Source organism: Microbacterium esteraromaticum, from assembly GCF_016907315.1.
GTDB classification, from domain to species: Bacteria; Actinomycetota; Actinomycetes; order Actinomycetales; family Microbacteriaceae; genus Microbacterium; species Microbacterium esteraromaticum.
In genome coordinates this window covers 2,159,324-2,182,310 of sequence record NZ_JAFBBS010000001.1, presented here as the reverse complement: position 1 = coordinate 2,182,310, position 22,987 = coordinate 2,159,324, and the positions used below count along the sequence as shown (strand labels likewise).

Sequence of the window (22,987 nt, the reverse complement as noted above, 5' to 3'; positions counted from 1 at the left end):
CGGCGCGCGTCGAGCGGGGAGTCATACCCTGACCACGGCCGCGATGCGGTCGCCGAGCCGGATGGTGTCGCCCTCGGTCACCAGAGTCGCCGCTCCTGCGCTGAGCGCGTACTCGGCTCCTCCGCGGATCAGACCGGACCCGTTGGTCGAGCCGAGGTCGACGACCTCGATGCCGCCGTCGACGGGTCGGGCGAGAAGGTGCGTCTTCGACAGCGACCGCGTGCTGTCTGCGAGCGGCATCGGAGTGGCACCAGGGTGCCCGCTCGCGTCGGGGTTGCGGCCCAGGAGCACGGGCGCAGTGACCCCGATGCCCTCTCCAGTGTCGAAACGCAGGCCGAAGCGCACCGGCGCTGCCGCTTCCGGTGCCGGGGCAGGAGCGGCCGCGGCAGGAGCGGCGGCTTCAGGAGCGGCGGCAGGAGCTGCAGTTTCAGGAGCGGCGGCAGGAGCGACCGGGGCAGCTGCGGCGGGGGTCTCGCGCTGCCGCTCGACTGCCACGGTGCGCGCCTCGCGACGCTGTCTCGGCACAGCGTCGACGACCGGTGCGCCCGGTCCGGCCGCACCGACTGCGGGTGGCGTGGCTGCGGGCGGGGGCGCCGAGGAACCGGATGCCGGTTCTTCGGGCTTCGCCGGTGCTCGGTAGCCCCCGAGCACGGGCTTGCCCGCCTCGCCCTGCGGTTCGGGTTCGGGTCCTGCGGCCACCGGGAGCCCGATGACGGGGCGCTCGTTGGCGTCATGCGGGCGGGCCACCCCGAGCACACCGGCGCTCACGCGGCTGCCGGGTCGGTAGGCGGGCTGCTGAGACGGGTCGACGGGAGTCGCGAGGGAGGGCAGCACGACGCGCTCGCGGGTCGGCTCGGCCTTCACCATCTTGCGGGCCACGCGCATGCGCTTCTCGTCGAACGGGTTCAGACCGGCGCGCACGTCGACGAGCCAGACGCCGCTCGCCTTGTCGTGCCAGCCCCGCCCGCGGCGCTCAGGATCGAACACCGGCGAGAGCAGGAAGAGCGCGGAGCCGATGGCCGGCAGCAGACCCGCCGCACCGACGATGAGGTAGCGCAGCAGCAGCCGCAGGAATCCGGCTTTCCCGAGGGTGCGCACGTTGACCGTGCGGATGCGGGTGAGCGCCTTGCCGATGGTCATGCCCTTCACGGCGTGCAGCGACCACTGCACGATGGCGAGCGCCAGGCTCAGCAGCGCCGTTATCGACGCCATCACGACAGCGAGAGTGAAGCCGGGGTGGTTGACGAGACCGTAGGCCGAGATGGACCCGCCCGCCAGCTTCATCAGAAGAGGCACCGACCCGATCAGGAACGGCAGCTGCACCAGCATCCACGCCGCGCCGTCGTACACCGCGGCGAGCGCGCGGCGACCGAGCGGCGCCGGAAGCAGTCCGAGCGCGGCCGCATAGGCGGGGTCGGGGCGACCGGACTCGTCGAGTCCTTCGATCGTCTCGCTCTTGTCGTCGATCTCCCAGATCATCAGTCGACGCACTCCCTGACCTCGGGCGAAGAGGTGCCGTTGTCGCGCTTGACGATGACCTCGATGCAGGTGCGGTCGGGATTCGGCCCCGGCAGCACGACCTTCGGCTCGGTCACCTGCGCCGACTTCGACGGGCCGTCGAGCGTCACCTGGTTCCAGAGGAACGTGTCGCCCTCCTGCGGGTCGGCGTTCTTCCAGGTGAAGGTGACGACATCGCCCGAACGGGTGCCGACCAGGTCTTCGACCGGCGGCACGAGACCGGCCATGGGGTCCTTCGCCTCCGGTTCGGACGGCGGGGGCGTCTTCGTCGTCTGACTGCCGATGCCGTCTGCGGCCAGGCTGCTGGCCCAGATCACACCGCCGACGACGAGCACGGCGCCGACCAGCATGAGCACCCATCCCCACCACGGCACGCCCTTGCGAACGCGGGGAGCATCGGCTGCGGCGGTCGTCTCGTGGGGCGATGCGGATGCGGGCGCCTGCGGCGCAGGGGCGGGAGCGGATGCCACGGGCGCGACGACCCGCGGAGGCCGCAGCAGCGTCTGCTCGTCGTGGTCGGGAGCGGCCGTCGGCGTCGCCTGAGGCGCGCTCGACGAGGCGCGCAGCTGCGTCTGCTCGACCGCTGCGGCGGGAGCGCTCGCGGGGTCGAAGCGCGGGATGTCGCCGATCACCGGCGCGGCCTTGCGCTCGGTGCGCGCTGACGGGCGGGTCGCGTTCTCGGCCTCGCCCTGCGGGCTGATCGAGCGCACCTCGCGCACGCGCGTCAGGCCGTCATCGTCGTCTTCGAGCTCGTCGGCCGACGGATGCTCGTCGACGATGTCGATCGGGGTCACCGAGTGCGCGAGCTCGATCTGCACCTTCTGCAGAGCCCTGGCGAAGGCCACGGCGCTCGGGTAGCGGTCGTCGGGGTTCTTCGCCATGGCGCGCTCGAGCACGGCCTGCAGGCTCGACGGCGAATCGGCGCGGTCGAGCTTGGGCACCGCCATACGCTCGATCCGCTCGATGAGGTCGGCGCTGGTGTTGCGCTCGCCCGGCCGCTCGAACGGCGACCGCGACGCGAGCAGGGTGAAGATGGTGGCACCGAGCGCATAGACATCGGTGCGCGGTCCGCTCGCCGGCGGCTCGGCGAACGACTCGGGCGGCGACCACGGGATCGACATGCCTGCGGCCTCGTTCACCGCGCCCGCGGTCGTGGCGATGCCGAAGTCGGTCAGCGCCGGCCTGTTGTACTCGGTGACGAGGATGTTCGCCGGCTTGATGTCGCGGTGCAGCACACCCGCACGGTGGGCGGTCTCGACCGCGCCGGCCACCTGGATGCCGACGCGCAGCGCCTCGGCCACCGAGAACGGCTCACGACGCGAGCGCACCTGCAGGTTGGGCCTGGAGCAGTACTCCATCACCAGGTACGGCCGGCCGTCGCCGGCGACGCCTGCCTGGTAGATCGTGACGATGGCGGGATGCGTCGACAGCATGGCCATCACGTTCGCCTCGTCGGTGAACTCCTGCGCGGCACCAGTGCTCAGACGGTCGGCGAGCAGCACCTTGACCGCCACCTTGCGTCGCGGCATCTGCTGCTCGTAGAGGAAGACGTCGGCGAAGCCGCCGGCTCCGAGCGGCTGCAGGTATGAGAACCCGGGCAGGACGGGCGGCTCGGAGGGGGGCCTGCTCACACGAGTCCTTCGAACGCGACCGTCACGCCGTCGCCGAGGTCGACGACGTCTCCGCTGAGCACGAGGGTGTGCTCGCCGGGGTGCAGGCGCACGGGGTCGGCGCCAGGGCGCAGCAGGGTCGACCCGTTGGTGGTGCGCAGATCGATCACGACCACGGAGTCGCCCTCCGGGCGGATCTCGAGGTGGCTGCGCGAGATGTCCTGCTGCGGGCTGTCGACGGCGACGAGGTGCGGCATGCTGTCGCCGCTGACGCGGGTCGAGCGCGGCCGGCGGCCGATGATCACCGTGCGGTCGAGCTCGATGACCTGCCCGGTCGACAGACGTGCGACGCCGTGCACGACGGAGGCGACGGAGGAGTCGACGACGGGGAGCACCGCAGTGGGCGCGTCGGGGCCGGCGGTCGGCGGCTCGGTGGTGAGGCCCTGCTGCGACCGCAGGCGGCGCAGCTCGGCGGCCGAGATGGTCGCACCGTCGTGGTCTCCGAGACCGGGGAGGTCGGAGGAGGGGGTCACGTCGCCCTCGCTCATCGGCGCCAGGGTCAGATCGGCCGGGATGAGAGTCTGCGCGATCGCCGAGTCGTCCCCGTGAAAGGATGCGGCGCCCGCCTCGGGCTCCGGCTGCGACGACGACGCGACCCCGGAATCCGGCTGCGGCTCGGGCTCGGCCTCCTGCTGCTGTCCGGGTTCGGGATCCCCCTCCGACTCGGACGCTGCCTCGGGCTCGAACTCTGCCTCGGGCTCGGGCTCCGAGACGACCGGCTCGGAGACGGCCGGCTCGTCGTCTTCGGCATCCTCGACAGCTGCCGGAACGGCCTCAGCGGCGGGATCGAGCGCGACCGGCGCGGAGGCGTCCGTCGCCGTAGCCGACGCGCCATCGGCATCCGGATCCGCAGCCTGCGCCGGGGTCGCCGCCGTCTCCCCCTGGCGCAGAGCCGCCGCGAGCACGACACCCGACACGATCGGGTACCAGGCGTCGCTCTGCGCGTCGTCGATGGTGAGCTCGAAGCCCTGCGCGTCGGCGATGAAGCGCTCTGTCCACGTGCTGACCTCGGCACCGGACACGACCTCGTCGTCGCCGGAGGAGACGATGCGCGCCTGCACGGGTCCGCGAACGGCGAAGCGGATCGAGTCGCCCGAGGTGAGGGCCACCGCGAACGATCCGAGGGCGGCGATGGAACCGGCCGCAAGCACGTCGATCACATCGGTCAGGGCCGGGGTGCCGTCTCGCAGCATGCGGTGCAGCGTCTCGAGACGAGCGGCCTCGACGTCGGCCGGCACGGCGACGAAGCCGCCGGATTCGACGACGAGCTGCCAGGTGCCGGGCCGGTAAGCGAACTGGTTCATCGAACCCCTCCAGTCAGTGTCTCCCGCGGACGGGTGTCGGCGTCCACATCGTCCATCTCGTCCGAGAGCACGATCGTTCCGGGTCGCGTGGTGACGGCGACCGCGTCGACCACCACGACCGTGATGTTGTCGCGCCCGCCCGCGTTCACCGCGTCGGCCGTGAGCAGGTCCGCCGCGCGCTGCGGGTCGGCCTCGCTCGAGAGCACCTCGGTGATGCGCGCCTCGGACACCTCCGAGGTGAGGCCGTCCGAGCAGACCAGCATGCGGTCGCCGCGCTCGGCGGGGAAGAGCCAGAAATCGGCGTCGCCGGTGCTGCCTGCGCCGATCGCGCGGGTGATGATGTTGCGGCGCGAGTCGGTCAGCGCCTGTTCTGGCGTCAGCTCACCGGCATCCAGCAGCTCCTGGATGACCGAATGGTCCTCGCTGATCTGCTCGAGCTCACCGGATGCGAATCGATAGGTGCGCGAATCGCCGATGTTCACGGCCAGCCAGTATCCGAGCCCGTCGACCGACGAGATGACGACGCCGCTGAGCGTCGTGCCCGCGCGGGCACCCGTCGTCGCGAGCTGATCCACCGACGCGCGGGCGCGGGCGACGGCCCGTCGCACATCGTCGAGCTCGAGCGCATCGCGACCCACGAGCTGCGAGAACTCGGCCACCACGGCGCCGCTGGCGACCTCGCCTGCTTCGTGTCCGCCCATGCCGTCGGCGACGATGAACACCGGCGCCGTCGAGAGCTGGGCGTCTTCGTTCAGGGCACGGCGAGTGCCCGTATGGGTCGATGAGCCCACGCGGACCATCACCGGAGCCGTCATGCGAAGCCCCCGATCGTGACGATGCGATCGCCGATCTCGAGGGCATCGCCCAGACGCACAGGCACGCGCTGGCCGGGCGGGCACGCGATGCGCGTGCCGTCGCGCACGATCGTCAGGCCGTTCGTCGAATGGCGGTCCATGACCCAGCCGCCGGTCGGCTCGGAACCCGCCTCGAAGTGCGTCTTCGAGAGCGAGAGGGTCTCGTCGCGCACGGAGACGACGACGGTGCCCGGCTCCTGCTCGGGGTTGCGGCCGAACACCGTGCGGGTCGAGACCGACACACGCTGCCCGTCGTCCCAGGTGAAGACGAGACGGTGCCCGGGCACGCTGATGCGGGTCGCCTCGAGGTCGTCGTCGACGTCGTGAGCGGATGCCTGCGCGGAGCCGTGCTGCGCAGCCGGAGCCTGCTCGGCAGGCGACGCAGGAGCTGCGATCTCGGGAGCCGGAACCACCGGAGCCGGAGCAGCCGGAGCGGGCGCGGGCGCGGCCGGAGCGGGCGCGGGCGGCGCGGGGGCTGCACCCGGCTGCGTCACGCCGGGTACGAACGAGATGAGCGGATCGCCGGGAAGCTCCTGGCGCGCCGGCGGCGCGGCGATCGTCTCATCGGAGGCTGCGGCAGAGGCATCCGGGACCGGCGCCGCGGGATACGCGGGCGCGGCGGGCAGCACCGGAGCGGCAGGCGACGCGTGTCGCGGCGCGACGATCGTCTCGTCGGGGAAGCCGTCGGGCAGCGGCGGCGCGTCGCGCGTCGGCTGCGGGAAGGCGAACGGCGCCGGCGGGGCCGGCGGCGTCGGCTGCCCGGTGTAGCCGCCCGTCGCGAGCGGGTTCGGCAGTGCGGGAGGTGCCGGAGGCGTCACCGAAGGCGCCGCCGGAGCGGCTGCGGATGCGGCGGCGGGCACGGCCGCGGCGTCCAGCATGATCGCGCCCGCGACCTTGTCATGCCAGCCCTGGTAGCGGCCGGTGCCGTCGAACAGCGGCGAGAACAGGCCCACGACGAACGAGCCGGTGACCGCGAAGACGACGTTGCGCAGCAGCGCACGCCAGAACGACAGCGGGGCCAGGTCGACCGCGCCGACGAGCCGGATGCGCTGGGCCCGCATGCCGATCGATCCCTTGCCGGTCTGCATGATCGTGTAGACCACGAACCAGCCCAGGATCAGCAGGCCGGAGACGCCCGCAGCCACCGCCACCGAGGCGAGCGCACCCGCCGCCGACTCGGGGCTCTGCAGGGCTCCGACCATCAGGCTCGCGATGACCACGGTGGCGACGACCGGCAGCACGCCGGCGATGAGAGCGTCGATGACGTAGGCGATCACCCGTCGCTGGATCGGCGCGATGTCTCCGGGGGGAATCGTCGTCATGGGGTCTCGCTCTCGGACGTCGTGTTCTTCTTGTCGATGTTGCCAGGTTCGCGCCGCACGCGGGCGGCCGCGGCATCCTTCAGCTCCTGCATGCGCTCTGCCATCCTGCCGTTGCCGGTCAGAGAGCGCAGGCTCAGCCTGGCCTTCGTCCGGCCCCAGAAGGTGGTGGCGCCGCGCAGGTCTCCCACCGCCGCGTCGACCTCGCGCCAGAACGCGTCGACCTCCTCGGCCGTCGGCTCACCAGGTCCGAAGACCTGGCCGTCGGCGCGCACGGCGAGCGCGGTGGCGGCGGGCAGCGTCAGGGTGGATGCCATGACACCGGCCTCTTCGACACGCGTGCCCCCGGGGGCGATGCGCGCGCCGTGGTCGATCGCGCGGTCAGTCAGCTCGTCCCATCCGCCGCTGATGCGATCGGAGTGACGCTCCGCGTTGCGGCGCGAGCGCCGCTTGGCCGCCTTCCACGCGCCGATCACGATGAACGGCGACGCGAGCAGCAGCAGCACCCCGAGCGAGACCCCGACGATCGCGAGGATCATGCCGATGATGCCGAGCACGTTCAGGCTGTCATCCTCGGCCTTGCGGTCGTCCGGCACGGTCGGCGGCAGATCGACCGGCTCCTGCGGAGGGGGCGGCGGCTGCAGCACCTGCGGCTTGGGGTCGACGCGCGGCTTGGTGTTCTGGTCCTGAGGCACCTTGTCCTCTGGCGGGGTCGGGTCGAACGGCAGCCAGCCGAAGCCCTCGAAGGCGATCTCGACCCAGGCGTGCACGTCGTCGCCGGTCGCGGTGAAGACGGGCTCGCCCTTGCGATCGCCGTCGGGGTAGTAGCCCATGACGACCCGCACGGGCATCCCGACCTCCTGCGCGGCGAGGGCCATCGCGACGGCGTACTGCTCGTCGTCGCCGATCATCTGGTCGCCGCCGAGCAGGGTGCTGATGCGCTCGGCGGTGTGACCCGCGCGTGAGAGCACCTCGCCCTCGAGGCCGTGGCTGAAGAACCCGCCCTCGGCGAAGAACGTCTCGAGCGCCCTGGCCTGCTCGATGGGCGTCTCGGCATCGGTGACGATGTCGGCGGCCATCGCCGAGAGGTCGTCGGGCGAGTACGGCGACACCTTCTGCCTGATGTTGGCGAACTCCGCCTCTTTGAGCACATCGTCGCTGATCTTCGGCGCGAAGACGGCGTCGACCGTGTACGCGTCGCCCTTCTTCACACCGGCGGTGACCACGGTGGTGTCGGTCGTCGAGTTGGTGTACGCGGTGCGGCGCAGCTCATCGGCGCGGTCACCGTCGAAGCGAACGTCGTCGACCACCGAGGCGCCGGGCAGCCAGACACCCGAGTAGTCGTCGATCTCGAAGCGCAGAGAAGCCGGCACGCCCTCGGCGCCTGTCGCCATGTCGCTGCGCAGGGGCAGGAAGGCGCTCGACGACCCAGGTCCGCCGTCGGTCACGTTGTAGACCATGCCGTCCCAGCCGTCCATGGCGGCGAGGCGCACGCGCGCACCATCGGGCAGGCCCGTCACCGTGAACAGGGTCTTCGTCTTCTGATCGCGCACCGTCTTGCGGAACCCCTGCATGGGGCTCGCGTAGTCGCGGATGTTGAAGGGCGGGATGATCGCATCGCGGAACACGCTGCGCGGGCCCGCCTGCGCCGTCACCGCGTTCACGGCCGCGCCCGCACCGGCCGCCAGCGCGATGACCAGCGCTCCGCCCACGAGCCGGCGCATGCGCATGTACCGCGCGCGAGCCGGGTCGGCCTCGGACACGTTCACGGCCGACGACTGCGGCGCCCACCATGCGCGCAGAGACATCCACACAGCGGCCACCCCGGCGATGATGATGCCCTGGGCGAGCGGGAAGGCGGCGGTCGGCACGCCGAGCGCGATCGACAGGAACAGCGCTGCGACGACGGGCAGCAGCGACCACGCCAGCCGGCGCAGGCGCAGGGCGAGCGAGGCCGAGACGACGGCGGCGACCAGGCCGATCAGGAAAGGAACGAGCAGGTGTCCGTCGGCGGCAGATACCGGGGCGACGGTGGTCAGCAGCTGCTTCCACGACGTGACCACCCCTGCGGCCAGCGCGACCAGGGTGTCGATCGTGGGGATGACGCCGAGCATCGTCGTGTGCGGCAGTGCGAGCGCACCGCCCAGCAGGAAGTACACGGCGACCGTCGCGCCGGTGACGATGAGGATGCCCCACCCGCGCCACGCGCACAGGGTCGCGACCCCGAGCCCGAGCACGACACCGCCCACGGCCGCGAGCAGGAAGCTCGGTCCGCCGAACGTGGTCCAGAATCCGACGAGCGCGGCGAGCAGCAGCATCCCGACGGCGACGATGTCGATGACCCAGCCGGGCCGCAGACGCGACGGGGTGACGGTCTTCGGAGCGGTCATGCGAGCACCCTCTGCAGTGCGACGGGAAGCTGGTCGAGCGCGCCGACGGTCACCACGTCGGCATCGGCGATGCGGCGCAGCTCGGGGCTGTCGAGCCCGTGCTGGGCGACGACGGCGAGCGCACGCGCCCCGAACGGCAGACGCGCGCAGGCGCGGCGCAGGTCTTCGACGTCGACGCTCGCCCCGCAGACGAGCACCACGACGCTGGCCGTGGGCATGGCCGCCGACACGACGCCGGCGAGCTCGGCGATGCCGCCCTCTCGCGGCTTCGACTGCTCGACCGCCGAGAGCGAGTCCAGCAGCTGCTTTCCGGTGCCGGATGCCAGTTCGCGGCCCTGCACGCGCACATCCACGCGCTGGGAGTCCTGCAGCGCGCGAAGCCCGATGGATCCGGCGATCGAGACGCCGAGCTCGAACTCGTCCTCGGAGCGGTAGTCGGCGCGCGAGCGCGAGAGGCCGATCACGAAGTGCGAACGACGGGTCTCCTCGAACTGGCGCACCATCATGGTTCCCGTGCGGGCGGTCGAGCGCCAGTGCACGTGACGCAGGTCGTCGCCCGGCTGGTACTCGAGCAGGGCGTGGAACGAGACATCATCGCGCGACAGGTCTGCTGCAGGCAGACCCTCGAGGTCGCGCAGGAACCCGAGCGACTGACCGCCGAACAGCACGGTCTTCGGATGCACGAACAGGTCGACCGGATCGTCACGACGGTGAGCGCGCTCGAAGACGCCGAGCGGGTCGCCGCGCACGACGCTGACTGGGCCGACCTCGACGACGCCGCGGCGCTGCGTGGGGATCGCGAAGAGCTCTTCGGCGCTCTGGCCTGCGGCGAGACGCTGGATCGAGAACTCGCCGCGCCCGGCGCCGACGGGCAGCACGACACGCGAGGGCAGGATCGCCCTGCTGCTGCGGTTCTCGAGCTTCAGCGCGCCGATCGCCCGCTCCCCCACCACGACACGCGTCCTGGCCAGGTCGAGAGACACGTCGTACTGCGTGCGTCCGATCAGGAACAGCGCGCAGATCACGAGCACGAACCCCAGCACCCATGCGGCGATGACCAGTTCGCGCCACCCCTGCACAGCGCCGACGATCCAGAACAGCGCGGTCAGCGCCATCAGCATCCACCCGAGCGGACGCACCACCCCGGCGACGATGCGCAGACGCTCGAGCGCGCGCCCGCCGAGCACGGCGACGACGTCGCGCCAGCCCGCCTCCTGCCCGGACGCGCCCCCCTCGACCACGGTCGCCTGCGACATCAGACCGCCGCGCGCGCCTGCGGCGCAGCCACGTTCTCGAGCACGCGCCCGATCACGCTCTCTGCCGAGGTGCCGGCGAACTCCGCCTCGGCGTCGAGCAGCAGACGGTGCTGCCAGACCGGGCGGGCCAGGGCCTTGATGTCGTCGGGCAGCACGTAGTGGCGGCCGTGTGCGGCTGCCCACACCTTCGCGATGCGGATCATGGCGATCGCACCGCGCACCGAGACACCGAGGCGGATGGCGGAGTCGCCGCGCGTCGCCTCGGACAGCTCGGCGGTGTAGCGCAGCACCGCGGGCTCGACGTGCACCGTGGCGGCCAGATCGGCCATGTCGGCCACGGCGCCCGTGGTGATCACCGCGGTGAGGCCGGCCGACGGGTTGCGGTCCGAGGCACCGGCGAGGATGCGCTCTGCGACGTCGAGGTCGGGGTATCCGATCGATGTCTTGATCAGGAAGCGGTCGAGCTGCGCCTCGGGCAGCTTGTAGGTGCCCGCCTGCTCGACCGGGTTCTGCGTGGCGATGACGAGGAACGGACGACCCGCCTCGTGCGTCACGCCGTCGACGGTGACCCGCGACTCCTCCATGACCTCGAGCAGCGCCGACTGGGTCTTCGGCGAGGCGCGGTTGATCTCGTCCGCCAGCACGATCGACGCGAAGATCGGGCCCTTGTGGAACTCGAAGCGGTGCGCCTGCTGATCGTAGATGGTGACGCCGGTCACGTCGGAGGGCAGCAGGTCGGGAGTGAACTGGATGCGCGAACTGGTGCCCTGCACGGTCGCCGCGAGCGCCTTCGCGAGGCTGGTCTTGCCGGTGCCAGGTGCGTCTTCGAGCAGCACGTGGCCCTCGGCGAGCATGGCGGCGACGACGAGGCTGACGATCTCGCTCTTGCCCTGCAGCGCCTTGTCGACGTTCTCGACGAGACGGTGGAAGGTGCCCTGGAACCAGGCGGCCTGTTCGGGGGTCATGGTCATTGCTGTGCTGTCCGTTCTCGAATTCGTCTGTCGTCAGTACCAGGTCATGGGTTGCGCGTCGCCCCAGCCGCCGATGGTCACCCACACCTTGGTGTTCGGCATGCCGTAGTAGCACGTCGCCTGAGCCGTGCCGTTCGCCGGCACGTAGTGCGTGGCTCCGCCCCACTGACCACCGCTGTCGTTGCAGTAGAGGCGGTAGTTGCCCGCGGGGAAGTTGCTCACCTTCACCTTCATGTAGGCGCAGGAGTACGTGTTGCAGTTCGACCAGCTGCCCGACGTGCCCTTGACCGTCTCAGCGGTCGGCTTCGGGGGCGAATCGGTGGTCGCGGAATACCTCGGCGACTCCGCCGCGCCTCCCTCGGCCTCGACGCGCACCTTGATGTTGTGCGTCTGGTCGTACCCGTTGCCCACGATGCGCTCGCCGGTCTTCGAGTCGACCCGCTGCCAGCCGCCGTTGTCGATGCTGATGTACGTCGTGATCGGCCGGCCGTTCTCCGAGCCTCTCGAGTCCCACGTCAGCCTGATCGCTCGATCACCGCTCTTCGTCGCGCTACCCGACGGGGCGTGCGGTGGGCCGAACGGCGTGACCGAGTTCGACGCCGTAGACGGACCGGTCTGCGACTGCTGACCGCCCACGACCGAGTACGCCCGCACCCGCACGGTGTACGGCGTGCCGTTGTTCGCGGGAATGAGCGACTGGCCGTCCCACGGCTGCCACTGCTCGGCGTTGCGCTGGAACTGGTAGCGCATCTCGCTGGGGGATGCGCCGTTGCGCGCGGCCTCGGTCATCGTGAACTCGACGCGGATCGCGCTGTCCAGCGGTGTCGCCTTCACGTTCGAGGGGGCGCCCGGCTGACCGAACGCGCGCTGCGGAGCGGATTGTGCGCCGACCGGGCCCCAGTCGGCCTTGTTCTTCGCGCGCACGGCGTACGTGTAGTCAGCGGTGCTGGTGGGTACGACCACGGTCTGCGAGGTCCTCGTCCCCACGCCAGTCCGGGAGACCTCGCCGCCGCCGCGGTACGTGATGAGCTCGTACTCCTCGATGGGCGCGCCGTTGGTGTTCGGCTGCGACCAGCTGACCGTCATCTGCGCCTCGCTGCCGACCGACGGCGCGCTGCTGACCGTGGGCGCGGCGACGGCGGCTGGCGGCCCCGCCGGGATCTCGGCCGCCGAGTACATGCTCCAGCTCGACGGGTCGGGCGCGCGGTTGTGCGCCTGGATCCGCACGCTGTAGCTCGTGCCGTTCTCGAGGCCCTCCCAGCGCAGCGAGTTGCCGGTGACGCCCGTCTTCTGCCCGATGCCCGACGGCGGGGTGGGCGAGATCTCGAGCGTGTACGACTCGACCGGAGAACCGCTCGAGGTCGGCGTCGTCCACGACACGTCGAGGGCCTTGTCGCCGAAGGCGAGCTTCGGCGGCAGCGGGGTGTCGGGGCGGGTGTCGGGGCGTGCGACCTCCGACGCGGCAGAGGCCGGACCATCGCCCACGCGGTTGGTCGCCGTGACCGCGAACGTGTACTCGACGTTGTTCGTCAGCCCGTCGAGCGTGCACGTGGTCGACGTGCAGGCCTTCGTGTACGGATTGCCTGACACCGACGTGACCGTGTACTCGGTGATCTCCGCGCCGTTGTTCGACGGCGCCGACCAGTTGAGCACAACGGTGCGGTCCTCGACCGCAGTCACGGTCGGCCGGCCGGGGGCATCCGGAATGCCCTGCACCGTCACCGTGATGCGGCCCTCGACCTCGCGATCGGGATCCTTCGTCGCGTCCTGCACGCGGTAGCGCACCACCATCACGCCGACGAACGTCTTGTCCGGTGTGATGCTCACGGCATCACCGGCGACCTTCGCCGACCCCTGGCCGCTCTCGACCTCCGCGGTGAGCAGCTTCAGCGGCACGCCGTCGGCGACGAACGGGTTGATGTCGTTCGCGAGCGCGGGAACCGTGATGGTCTCGCCCTGGTCGGCCTCGTCGACCGAATCGGGGCTCGCGACAGCCAGCGAGCGGGTGGATGCCGTCACGGTCACCTGCACGGTGCCCTCGACGGGCTCGGTGGTTCCGTCCGTCACCGTGATCGGTATCGTGACGGCCGTGCCCTTCGGGGTGTCCGGTCCCGTCTCGGCATACAGCGTCGTGCCGTCGACGCGCGCGTCGATGCCCTCACCCGGCTGCGACGTGACCGAGAAGCGGAGCTTGCCCTTGTCCTTCGGGTCGGGGTCGGTCGCGAGGCCCGCGAGGTCCAGCGCGGTCGGCTTCTCGCCTGGCGCGATCTGCATCTGCGCGCTCGTGAGCGTCGGCGGCTGGTTGTCGGGCGGCAGCACCGTGATCGGGATCGTCAGCGTGGACTTGCGACCCTCGGGGTCGTCAGGGCCGTCTCCGTCGGTGACCTCGAACGTCAGCGCGTCCTCACCGAAATAGCGGTCCTTCGACGTGTACACGAGGGTGGTGGTGTCCTTGATCAGGTCGTCGCCGTTCGCGTACGACGCGCTCACCTTCGCCGCCTCGGTGAGGCGGACGTCGCCGCCGCCGGCCACCACGACGTACTTCTCGAGCGGGATCTCCTTGGTCTCACCGCTCTTGACCTCGAGCGGCTTGGTCGACTTGAGGCGCGGCCGCAGCTCGTCGATCGCGGGCACGAAGATGAACGCCGATGACGCGAGCTCGTCCTGGTCGGTGATCACGTAGCGGATCAGCTGACGCTCCTCGCCGACCTTCACCCGCACCTTGCCGTCGCCGAGCAGACGCGCGCCGTCTTCGAGCGTGACGTCGACGCCCTCGATCGTGCCGTCGGGGTCTTCATCGTTGCGCAGGATGTCGAGGTCGACCGACAGGTCGTCCTTCACGTCCTCCACCTGCACGCGGTCGTCGCGGGCGATGGGGTTCATCAGCGGGACGTCCTTGTCGACCTTCACGAAGATGGCCGCGGTGCCTCGCGCGCCCTTCGCGTCGCTGATCGTGTACTGCAGCGAGGTCTCGAGCTCCTCGTCCGGCACGTCGATGACGATGCGGTCGCCCGAGATCCTGGCCTTCATGCCCGTCACATCCGGAGGAAGCGTCAGGCCCGACTTCAGGTAGCCGATGCGGTCGCCTTCGGGGTCGGAGTCGTTCGCCAGAGCAGGCACCGCCACCGATCGGCCTGGACGAACGACAACCGAGTCGTTCACGGCGTAGGGCGCCTGGTTCACCGCCTCGGGCGGGGCGATCCCCACCCGGATGGATGCCCGCGACTCGGCTCCGAGGCGGTCGCGCACCCGGTAGCTGAAGGCGTCGACGCCGGACGCATCCTCGTAGGCCTCGTAGGTGAGGTAGTTGTTGCCCTGCTCGACGATGCGCCCCTTGACCGGCGCGCTGTCGACGCCGATCAGCTCGACCGAGTCGCCGTCGGCGTCGAGGCCGTCGAGCGGCACGGGGATGTTGATCCGCGAACCGGCGAGAGCGCGCGCGGTCAGGTCACGCGGACGGGGCGCGGCGTTCGTGCCGTCGTCGTCGATGGGCAGCACCTGCACCGAGATGTGACCGCCGGCTTTCTGGCCACGGGTGTCGACGGCCTCGTACGTGATGTACACGGTGCCCGGGTTCTTCCCCGCGCGGAAGCGCACGGCATCCTGCGAGACGAACGCCTCGCCGTCCTCCGGATCGACCAGCGGCTCGACCAGGTCCGGAGCGACCGTCAGCTTGTCGCCGTTGGGATGCACGTCGTTGTCGAGCACGGGGATGGTCACCACGTCGCCGACGCGCACGACCGCCTCGTCGTCGTTCGTGACAGGCGCGAGAAGCTTCGTCGGCGCCGGGATCGGGATGACCACGACGTCGCCCTCGGCCGACTTCTTGCCGTTCGAGATGCGGTAGGTGATGCGCACAGGCTCGGAGAGCGAGCCCTGGTCGCTGACGCGCAGCGTCTCGTGGTTGAGCACCGACACGTTCACGCCACTGCTCGGCGGCACAGAGACCGACTGCACAACCAGCACGCCGCCTGCGGGGTCGCTGTCATTGCCGAGCACGCCGACGAGCGCTTCACTGCCCGAGGTGAGCATGGCGACGTCGCGCACCGCGACCGGCGCGAGATCGCTCTGCTGCTTGTCGAGCACGTCGACGCGCACGATGCCCTTCGCGGGCTTCGGCCCCGCTGTCGCGAGGTACTGCACGTAATAGGTGCCCGGCGCGTTCGCCTTGAATGCGAACTTGCGGTTCGGGTAGTCGCGGTCGAGCTCGACACCAGCGGTGTCCTCGACGCGCGCCAGCCGCAGCTGCTCCCGGCCCGAGCTCGTGTCGTTCGCGAGCGGCGAGACGGTGACGGACTCCCCTGCGCGCGTCACGACGTGATCGGCGTTGGTGAGCGGGTTCGTCGAGCCCTCGGGCTTGACATCGAGCACGACCTTGCCCGTCGCGACCTTGCCCATGGCATCCGAGATGCTGATCTCGATCTCTTTGCGGCCCTGCAGGCTCGCGACAGCCCGGTACGTGATCTTGCCGTCGGTGGTGAACTCGACCTCGTCACCCGGTGCCGGCTCGACACCGCGCAGGTACAGGTCGTCGCCGTCGGGATCGCGCCAGTCGGGCAGCACGTTGTACGAGACGGTGCCGCCAGCCTCGACCGCCACCTTGCTCGTGCGCTTGGGGCGCGGGGCGCCGTTCGTCTTGTCGTCGTGCACCGAGACGGTGACCTGGGCTGTGTCACGCCCGCCGCGTCCGTCGTCGATCTCGTAGGTGAAGGTCGACGTCCCCGTCGCGTCTTCTGGCACGGCGATCTGCAGGGCGGCGCCGTTGAGGATCGGACGCACCTCGCCCACCGACGGCTGCTTTCCCTTCAGCGATGCCACGAGCACGTCGCCGTCGGGATCGTTGTCGTTGTCGAGAACCGACAGCAGGGTCGTGCCGCCGGGACGGACGCCGAGATCGGGGTCGTCCTCAGCCGTGGGGACGGTGTTCTTCTCCTTGCGCTCCGGCAGGGAGGTTTCGACGGTCTCCTGGGTCGTGTTCTCGTCGTCCTCACTCTCGCCCTCCGGCGGAACGAGCACGCTCCAGTCGTCCACGCGCTGCAGGCTCTCGTTCGCCAGCCACGCCGCCCCGCCGATGATGTCGTTGAGCACGATCACGTCGCGGTTCACGCGGAAGGCCAGCGACGCGGAGTTCTCGGCGCCGGGGATGCTCTCTTTCACGTCGAGCGAGTCGCCCGTGCAGTCGCGGATGAACGTCGCCGACACGGCCCACGCGCCGTAGGTGCAGCCGCGCAGCTGCACCGGAGCTGCCGGGGTGCCCGTGCCATCGGCCTTCTCATCGACCGGTTCGCCGCCGTCGAGCGGCACCTGCAGGAGAGCGGTCGGCGTCGCGATCGCCACCGCTGCCGAATCAGCGGATGCCTGCTGCAGCACGGCATCCGCCGCCTGATCGATCTCGGTGCGGAACCCGCCGGGAGTCGTCACGACGCCGGCCGCGGCGTCGAGCACCACAGGCGTCGAGCCGACCGCGGTGATGCTCGGCTGCTCGCTCAGATCGAGCTCGCCGACCGACGCGGTCGCGGGCTCGAGCGGCATGCCCTCGGGATCGGACGGAACCGTGACGACCTCGCCCTTCTCACCCGAGAGCGCGTACACCGTGCCGTCACGCCCCACCGTCACATCGGCGCCCTTGCCGAGCTCGACAGTCGGGTCGGCGGCCTTGATGTCGAAGCCCGAGAGTCCCTTCGCCGACGTGATCCAGAGATCGCCGGACTTGTCGTCGAGGATCGCGACGGTCTTCGCCCCGAGAGCGACCTTGGCACTGCCCGGTACAGAGGCGCTGTCACCCAGCACCATGCGGGCGGGGTCCACCGCCGTCAGCGTGCTCTCGCCGCTGTCGGCCACCAGCACCGTCTCGCCGTCCTGCAGCACGTCATAGTTCTCGCTCGCCGCGCGCATGCCGCCATCGAGCACCGTCGACTCATGGTTGAAGTGCCCCACGAGGAAGCTCGAGGACTTCGTCAGCCAGACGCCGGCGTCGTTCAGGTCGACCTTCGTGGTCGGCAGGCCGTCGTAGGCCACAGCCATCGTGGTCAGTGCCACCGCTCCGATCGCAACCCCCGCGATCGATGCCGCCGTCTTCGGTCGCGATCGGACCCATGACAGTGCCTTCATACTCAGTCAACCCCCCTCGGGCGTCGCGAAACGCCGTCAACATCCTAACCGGGGGTCACGAATGCCGTCGTGCCGAGCGCATGGGTACCTCTGCCCATGCTCCCGGCGCCGCAGCGGACACACAGAACGGGTGCACGACCCCGAGGCCGTGCACCCGCTCAGCGCTGCGTGGTCGTGTCAGCGGACGGCGGCGTACGCGTCGACGAGTCCCTCACCGTAGAAGGAGTTCTCGTCGTCGGTGCCCACGCAGGGCGCCGCCACCGTCGTCACGGTGCACGCGGTGTCGATCGCCTGCGCGCGCAGCTCGTCCGCGATGCGGTCGGGTCCCCACGTCGGGTGGGCCGACTTCATGAGCGCCGCGACGCCGGCGACGTGCGGCGACGCCATCGAGGTGCCGCTCTTCAGGCCGTAGCCGTTGTCGCGCACGATGGTCGAGAGCACCCGGCTGCCGGGAGCCGCGACATCGATCACGCCGAGTCCCCGGTTCGAGAACGACGACAGGGCCCCACGGCTGTCGACCGACGAAACCGTCACGACGCCGTCGAGCTCGGTCGGGATGTCCTTGCACGAGCTGTTGATCTCGCGCAGGGTCGGCTCGGCAGCGTCGTTGGGGCTGCTGTCGTCGGTCGTCTTCGCCGACAGGTCGTACGAGCTGTTGCCCGCGGCTGCGACGTGCACGGCACCCTTCGAGGTCGACCAGTCGACCGCGCGGCGCACGGCCTCCATCGCCGGAGCCTGCTCGGGCTGATCGCCGCACCAGAACTCGAACGGGTCGACGTAGTAGCTGTTGTTGGTGACGTCCATGCCCTTGAGGCCGGCTTCCATGAAGCCGCACACCGCGTACTCGGGGTAGATGAACCCGTCGTCGTTGACGACCTTGACCGAGGCCATCTTCGATCCGGGTGCGATGCCGACGATCCCGACGCCGTTGCGTGCGGCGCCGATGGTGCCGGCCACGTGGGTGCCGTGGTCGCTCGTCGTGGGCGCCCACGCCGCCTCACCCGTCGCCGGACGACCGGCGTCGGTGCAGCCGACCGAGTTGAGTCGATCGATCTGGCTGGCGAGGTCGGGGTGATCCGGGTCGATGCCAGAGTCGAGCACGCCGATGAGCACGTCCGGGGAGCCCGTGGTGATCTCGTGCGCCTGCGGCACGTTGATCATCTTCATGTCCCACTGCTCGCCCTCGCGGGGGTCGGTCGAGGTCGCCGCGGTGCCGTCGGAGATGTCGGACTTCTTGGTCTCAGCCTTCTTCAGCTGACCCTTGCCAGGACCCCACGGGGTCGCGACGCCCTCGGGTGTTCCCTCGCTGACCGCCACCGAGCGGGTCGGACCGGCGGATGCGATGGAGTTGCCGCCCGCGGCGACGACCGCGGTGCGGAAATCCGCCTTCGTCGAGTGCGCGACGATCACGCCGATCTGCGGCCACGACTGCACCACGACGCCGCCGGCGGCGACGACCGCCGCCTCGGCCTTGCGCACCTGACCGGGGTTCACGATCTTGGTGTTGACGACGTAGCTCGACACCTGGCCGTCGGGGGTGGAGATGGGCACCGGGGTCGATGCGGCCTCATCGGCCGGGGCCGCGAAAGCCGGCTGGACGCCGACGACGCCGACTCCGAGAATGGCGGCGGCCACTGCGATCCGCGCTGTTCGCGATCTCATGCGGGTGATCATATGCACTCCTTTGTGTCATCTGCGGGCGGTTCTCGCACCGCTCATCCGATCCTGTCAGAGACCCTCGCGCACCCCGGGTAGGCGCCGTCAGCCGTGTCCGCTCGTCGGCGCGGCTCACTCCGAGACGGGCGCCGTGCAGCTTCACGGACCCGACCGTCTCGGCGGAGGCACCGGCGGTCAGGCCCGCCAGCACCCCTCGACGTGGTCGTCGACCATGCCCGCAGACTGCATCAGCGCGTACATGGTCGTCGGCCCGACGAACCGGAATCCGCGCTTTCGCAGCGCTTTGCTCAGAGCCGTCGACTCAGCCGTCACCGCCGGCACCTCGCCGAAGTCGCGAGGGCGGGGGCGGGATGCCTGCGGCGCGAATGACCACATCAGGGCATCCAGCTCTCCCTCCGCCATGTCGCGCACGAGTGCGGCGTTCGAGATCGTGGCGGCGATCTTCGCGCGGTTGCGGATGATTCCGGCATCCGCCATCAGGCGATCGACGTCGTCGGACCCGAAGGCGGCGACCAGCGCCGGGTCGAAATCGGCGAACGCCTCGCGGAACCGCGGGCGCTTGCGCAGGATGGTGATCCAGCTCAGGCCGGCCTGGAACCCCTCGAGCGCCATCTTCTCGAACAGGGCGCGGTCGCCGTGCAGCGGGTGACCCCACTCCTCGTCGTGGTAGCGACGGTATTCGGCGTCGTCTCCGACCCAGGCGCAGCGGGCGCGCCCGTCGGAGGCGGTGATCAGGGATGCCATGGCGCCACGCTACCGCCGGGCTCCGACGCCCGTGCGCCCCGAGCGGAGGAAGACGCCTGCCGCTGACGGGATGCGAGATCCCCTCCGCGGCAGGCGTCCGATTCCGCGCGCCGTGCTCAGCGCTTCTTCTGCTTGAGCGTCTTCTCCGAGATCGGCGCCTCGCCCGAGGCTTCGAGGGCGGCGTAGTACGCGCGCGCCTCATCCTGACGCTGCTGCTCGATGCCGCTCGCGATGGGAGCGCGCACGTGCTCGGGCTCGTAGCCGAAGGCCTGCACGAGCTCGAGGGCGTGCGGACGCAGGCGAGCGCAGAGGCGGTCGATGTAGCTCGACACGGCGGCGGCGCGCTGCATCGACAGTCGTCCGTTGATCATGTGCCAGGCGAGGTGCTTCTCGATCAGCGAGAGGCCGAACAGGTCGCGCAGCCACGTCAGCACCTGCAGCGTGCCGGGATCGTCGATGCGGCGGATCGCGTCGGTGAACGCCTCCCACTGCAGCAGCTCGCCGTGCGCGCGGGCTGCTTCGATCAGCTCGGCCTGGTTCTCGTTGAACAGCTTCTCGCCGAGCACCTTGTCCTTGCCTGCGGCGCGAAGGCGTCCGGCGATGTCGGCGATCATCTGCTGCACCCGCTCGGTGAGCAGCTCGTGCTGCTGCTCCTCGCGCAGGCCGAGCTCGACCGAGCGAGCAGTCGAGCCGAAGTCGGCGACCGCCTGCCCGAGGGCGCGGAGCCCAGCGCCGTGGAACACCTTGCCCGCGGTCTGACCGACCGCGTACCTGGCGAGGGTCCTGGCGTCTGCACCCTTGAACTGTCCGGCGAAGTCGGTGAGCAGACGCTTGCCGACCAGCTGCAGAAGGATGTTGTTGTCGCCCTCGAACGTGACGTAGATGTCGAGGTCGGCGCGGAGGCCCACGAGGCGGTTCTCGTACATGAAGCCCGCTCCGCCGCACGCCTCCCGCGCCTCCTGAAGGGTGTCGAGCGCGTGCCACGTCGACAGCGGCTTGAGCGCTGCGGCGAGGGTCTCGAGGTCTTCACGATCCTCTGCGGTGTCGGTGCGGCCCGAGAAGACGCCGTCGAACTTCTGCAGGAACTCGTCGTGCGCGAAGATCTGGGCGTAGGTGGTCGCCAGACGAGGCAGCAGGCGGCGCTGGTGCTTGCCGTAGTCGAGCAGCACGGTCTCCTCGCCGTTCGCGCCGTCGAACTGACGACGCTGCGTCGCGTAGGTGATCGCGATGTGCAGGCCGAGGGCGGATGCCCACGAAGACGCTCCGTCGAGCGAGACGCGCCCCTGCACGAGCGTGCCGAGCATGGTGAAGAAGCGGCGGCCGGGGCTCTCGATCTCGCTCGTGTACGTGCCGTCGGCTGCGACGTCGCCGTAGCGGTTGAGCAGGTTGGTGCGGGGGACGCGCACGTGGTCGAAGCTGAGACGGCCGTTGTCGATGCCGTTCAGCCCGCCCTTGAGGCCGTCGTCCTCACGGCCGATTCCCGGCAGGTCCTGCCCGTTCTCGTCGCGCAGCGGTACGTAGAAGCAGTGCACGCCGTGGTTGACCCCGTTGGTGATCAGCTGGGCGAAGACCGTTGCCGCGATGCCGTGCAGGGCGGCGTTGCCGAGGTACTCCTTGGTCGCCGCGCGGAACGGCGTGTTGATCACGAACTCCTCGGTCGCGGGGTCGTACGTGGCGGTCGTGCCGACGGCGGCGACATCGGAGCCGTGTCCGATCTCGGTCATCGCGAACGCACCGGGGATGGACAGGTCCATGACCCCCGGCAGCCACTTCTCGTGGTGCTGCTCGGTGCCGAGCTGCAGGATCGCCGACCCGAACAGGCCCCACTGCACGCCCGACTTGATCTGCAGGCTCGGGTCTGCGGCGACGAGCTCTTCGAAGCCGGCGATGTTGGCGCCGTTGTTCTCCTCACCGCCGAATCGCTTCGGGAACGCGCGGTGCACGGCGCCGTTCTCGACCAGCAGGTGCAGCTGCGAGAGCACGCGCTCACGGTGCTCGTCCTTCGCGAGGCTGTCGTCGCGCCAGAACGCCGGATCCTTGATCATCTCGCGAGCCTCGCGGCGGGTCTGCGCCCAGGTGCCCATGAGCAGCTCGTTCACGCGCTCGACGTCGATCGACGTGGCCTCGTGCTCGGCACCGGCCGGTGCGTCGGCGGTGGTGGGGCGGATGGCTGCGTCGACCATGGCGGTTCCTCTCAGAAAGGAGCAGGGATACCCTCAACCGTAGAAGTCCGACAACGCGAGGCGAAGCCGACTGTGCGGTATGCACAAGGGCATCCGGCGTCGGCCCCGCCTCCCGTTGTCACCTCGCGACAGTCAGTGCGTGGCGGCTGTCGTCACCAGGCGGTCTCGATGGTGCCGTTGCCCTCGATGACCCCGCGCACCTCGTCGCTCGTGAACGCCTTCTTGAGCGCCTCGGTCGCCTCGGAGTCGGCATCCTTCTGCTGCACGACGAGGTTCAGCGCGAACCGGTCGTCGAGCTCGGTGATGAGGCCGTCCTTCTCGGGGCTGAGACCGAGCGCCGCGATGTGCGACGGCCACTGGAAGACCAGGTCGGCCTCTTCGTACGCCGCGTTCAGCGACGCGATCGGCACCTGCACGAACTCCAGGTTCTTCGGGTTGCCGGTGATGTCCTTGACGGTCGCCTCGTACGGGTCGACGTCGGGGTCCAGCGCGATGATCTCGTTCGCGGCGAGCAGCTTCAGCGCGCGGCCGGTGTTCGACGGGTCGTCGGGAATGGCGACCTTCGCGCCGTCGGGCAGGTCGGCGATGTCGTCGAGCGTCTTCGAGTAGAAGGCGATGACGAAGTTGTAGACCGGCTGAACGCCCACCAGCGTGCCGTCGTTGCCCTCGTTGAACGTCTGCATGTACGGCACGTGCTGTGAGAAGTTCGCGTACACGTCACCGCTGTTGAGGATCGTGTTCGAGGTGATGTAGTCGGCGACCTCGACGAGCTGGATCTCGTAGCCGTCTTCGATCGCGTCGCCTGCGGCCTTCACGACATCCGTCATCGGGGCCTGCACGGCGGCGACCTTGAGCACGGTGGGCTCGGCGGCCTGGGCATCCGCGTTCTTCTCTTCGGCGGCTGGGGCGCAGGCGGTGGCGAGCAGCGCAGTGCCGAGGGCGATGGCGGCGAGGGCGACGCGTGTCTTCTTCATATGTTTCTTCCGTTTC

13 protein-coding genes are annotated in these 22,987 nt (G+C 70.2%); all 13 read right to left on the bottom strand.

All coding sequences use genetic code 11. The annotated features are described in order from the left end of the window. Positions 1-21: 21 nt before the first annotated feature. The gene (locus tag JOE67_RS10425) at positions 22-1,479 is read right to left on the bottom strand and encodes an RDD family protein (RefSeq protein WP_204975510.1); all 1,458 of its coding nucleotides are present in this window, start codon (positions 1,477-1,479) and stop codon (positions 22-24) included. After that, on the bottom strand, positions 1,479-3,149 hold the full coding sequence (locus tag JOE67_RS10420) for a protein kinase domain-containing protein (protein ID WP_204975509.1): 1,671 nt from the start codon (positions 3,147-3,149) through the stop codon (positions 1,479-1,481). The genes JOE67_RS10425 and JOE67_RS10420 overlap by 1 nt, the downstream gene beginning before the upstream one ends. Continuing rightward, the gene (locus JOE67_RS10415; protein ID WP_204975508.1) at positions 3,146-4,492 is read right to left on the bottom strand and encodes an FHA domain-containing protein; all 1,347 of its coding nucleotides are present in this window, start codon (positions 4,490-4,492) and stop codon (positions 3,146-3,148) included. Before JOE67_RS10415 ends, JOE67_RS10420 begins: the two co-directional genes overlap by 4 nt. After that, a complete protein-coding gene (locus tag JOE67_RS10410) occupies positions 4,489-5,307 on the bottom strand; it encodes a PP2C family protein-serine/threonine phosphatase (RefSeq protein ID WP_204975507.1) in 819 nt (272 codons plus the stop codon). Before JOE67_RS10410 ends, JOE67_RS10415 begins: the two co-directional genes overlap by 4 nt. Further along, entirely contained in the window at positions 5,304-6,668 is a 1,365-nt protein-coding gene (locus JOE67_RS10405; protein WP_204975506.1) for an RDD family protein, read from the bottom strand. The genes JOE67_RS10410 and JOE67_RS10405 overlap by 4 nt, the downstream gene beginning before the upstream one ends. Further along, complete coding sequence (locus tag JOE67_RS10400; RefSeq protein WP_204975505.1) at positions 6,665-9,055, bottom strand: transglutaminase-like domain-containing protein; 2,391 nt, start codon at positions 9,053-9,055, stop codon at positions 6,665-6,667. The genes JOE67_RS10405 and JOE67_RS10400 overlap by 4 nt, the downstream gene beginning before the upstream one ends. Beyond that, positions 9,052-10,311 carry a DUF58 domain-containing protein gene (locus JOE67_RS10395; RefSeq protein WP_204975504.1) on the bottom strand — a complete coding sequence of 420 codons (1,260 nt, stop codon included), beginning with the start codon at positions 10,309-10,311 and terminating at the stop codon, positions 9,052-9,054. The genes JOE67_RS10400 and JOE67_RS10395 overlap by 4 nt, the downstream gene beginning before the upstream one ends. Then, on the bottom strand, positions 10,311-11,282 hold the full coding sequence (locus JOE67_RS10390; protein WP_204975503.1) for an AAA family ATPase: 972 nt from the start codon (positions 11,280-11,282) through the stop codon (positions 10,311-10,313). Before JOE67_RS10390 ends, JOE67_RS10395 begins: the two co-directional genes overlap by 1 nt. A 33-nt stretch (positions 11,283-11,315) precedes the next feature. Continuing rightward, the gene (locus JOE67_RS10385; RefSeq protein ID WP_338041577.1) at positions 11,316-17,321 is read right to left on the bottom strand and encodes an Ig-like domain-containing protein; all 6,006 of its coding nucleotides are present in this window, start codon (positions 17,319-17,321) and stop codon (positions 11,316-11,318) included. Positions 17,322-17,570: 249 nt separating this feature from the next. After that, positions 17,571-19,055, bottom strand: coding sequence for a S8 family peptidase (locus JOE67_RS10380; protein ID WP_204975501.1), 1,485 nt, complete (start codon positions 19,053-19,055; stop codon positions 17,571-17,573). A gap of 189 nt (positions 19,056-19,244) precedes the next feature. Next, complete coding sequence (locus JOE67_RS10375; RefSeq protein WP_204975500.1) at positions 19,245-19,814, bottom strand: DNA-3-methyladenine glycosylase I; 570 nt, start codon at positions 19,812-19,814, stop codon at positions 19,245-19,247. A gap of 116 nt (positions 19,815-19,930) precedes the next feature. Then, positions 19,931-21,997: an acyl-CoA dehydrogenase family protein gene (locus tag JOE67_RS10370; protein ID WP_204975499.1), complete on the bottom strand. Its 2,067-nt coding sequence runs from the start codon at positions 21,995-21,997 to the stop codon at positions 19,931-19,933. A gap of 152 nt (positions 21,998-22,149) precedes the next feature. Continuing rightward, a complete protein-coding gene (locus JOE67_RS10365; RefSeq protein ID WP_204975498.1) occupies positions 22,150-22,971 on the bottom strand; it encodes a MetQ/NlpA family ABC transporter substrate-binding protein in 822 nt (273 codons plus the stop codon). Positions 22,972-22,987 lie beyond the last annotated feature (16 nt).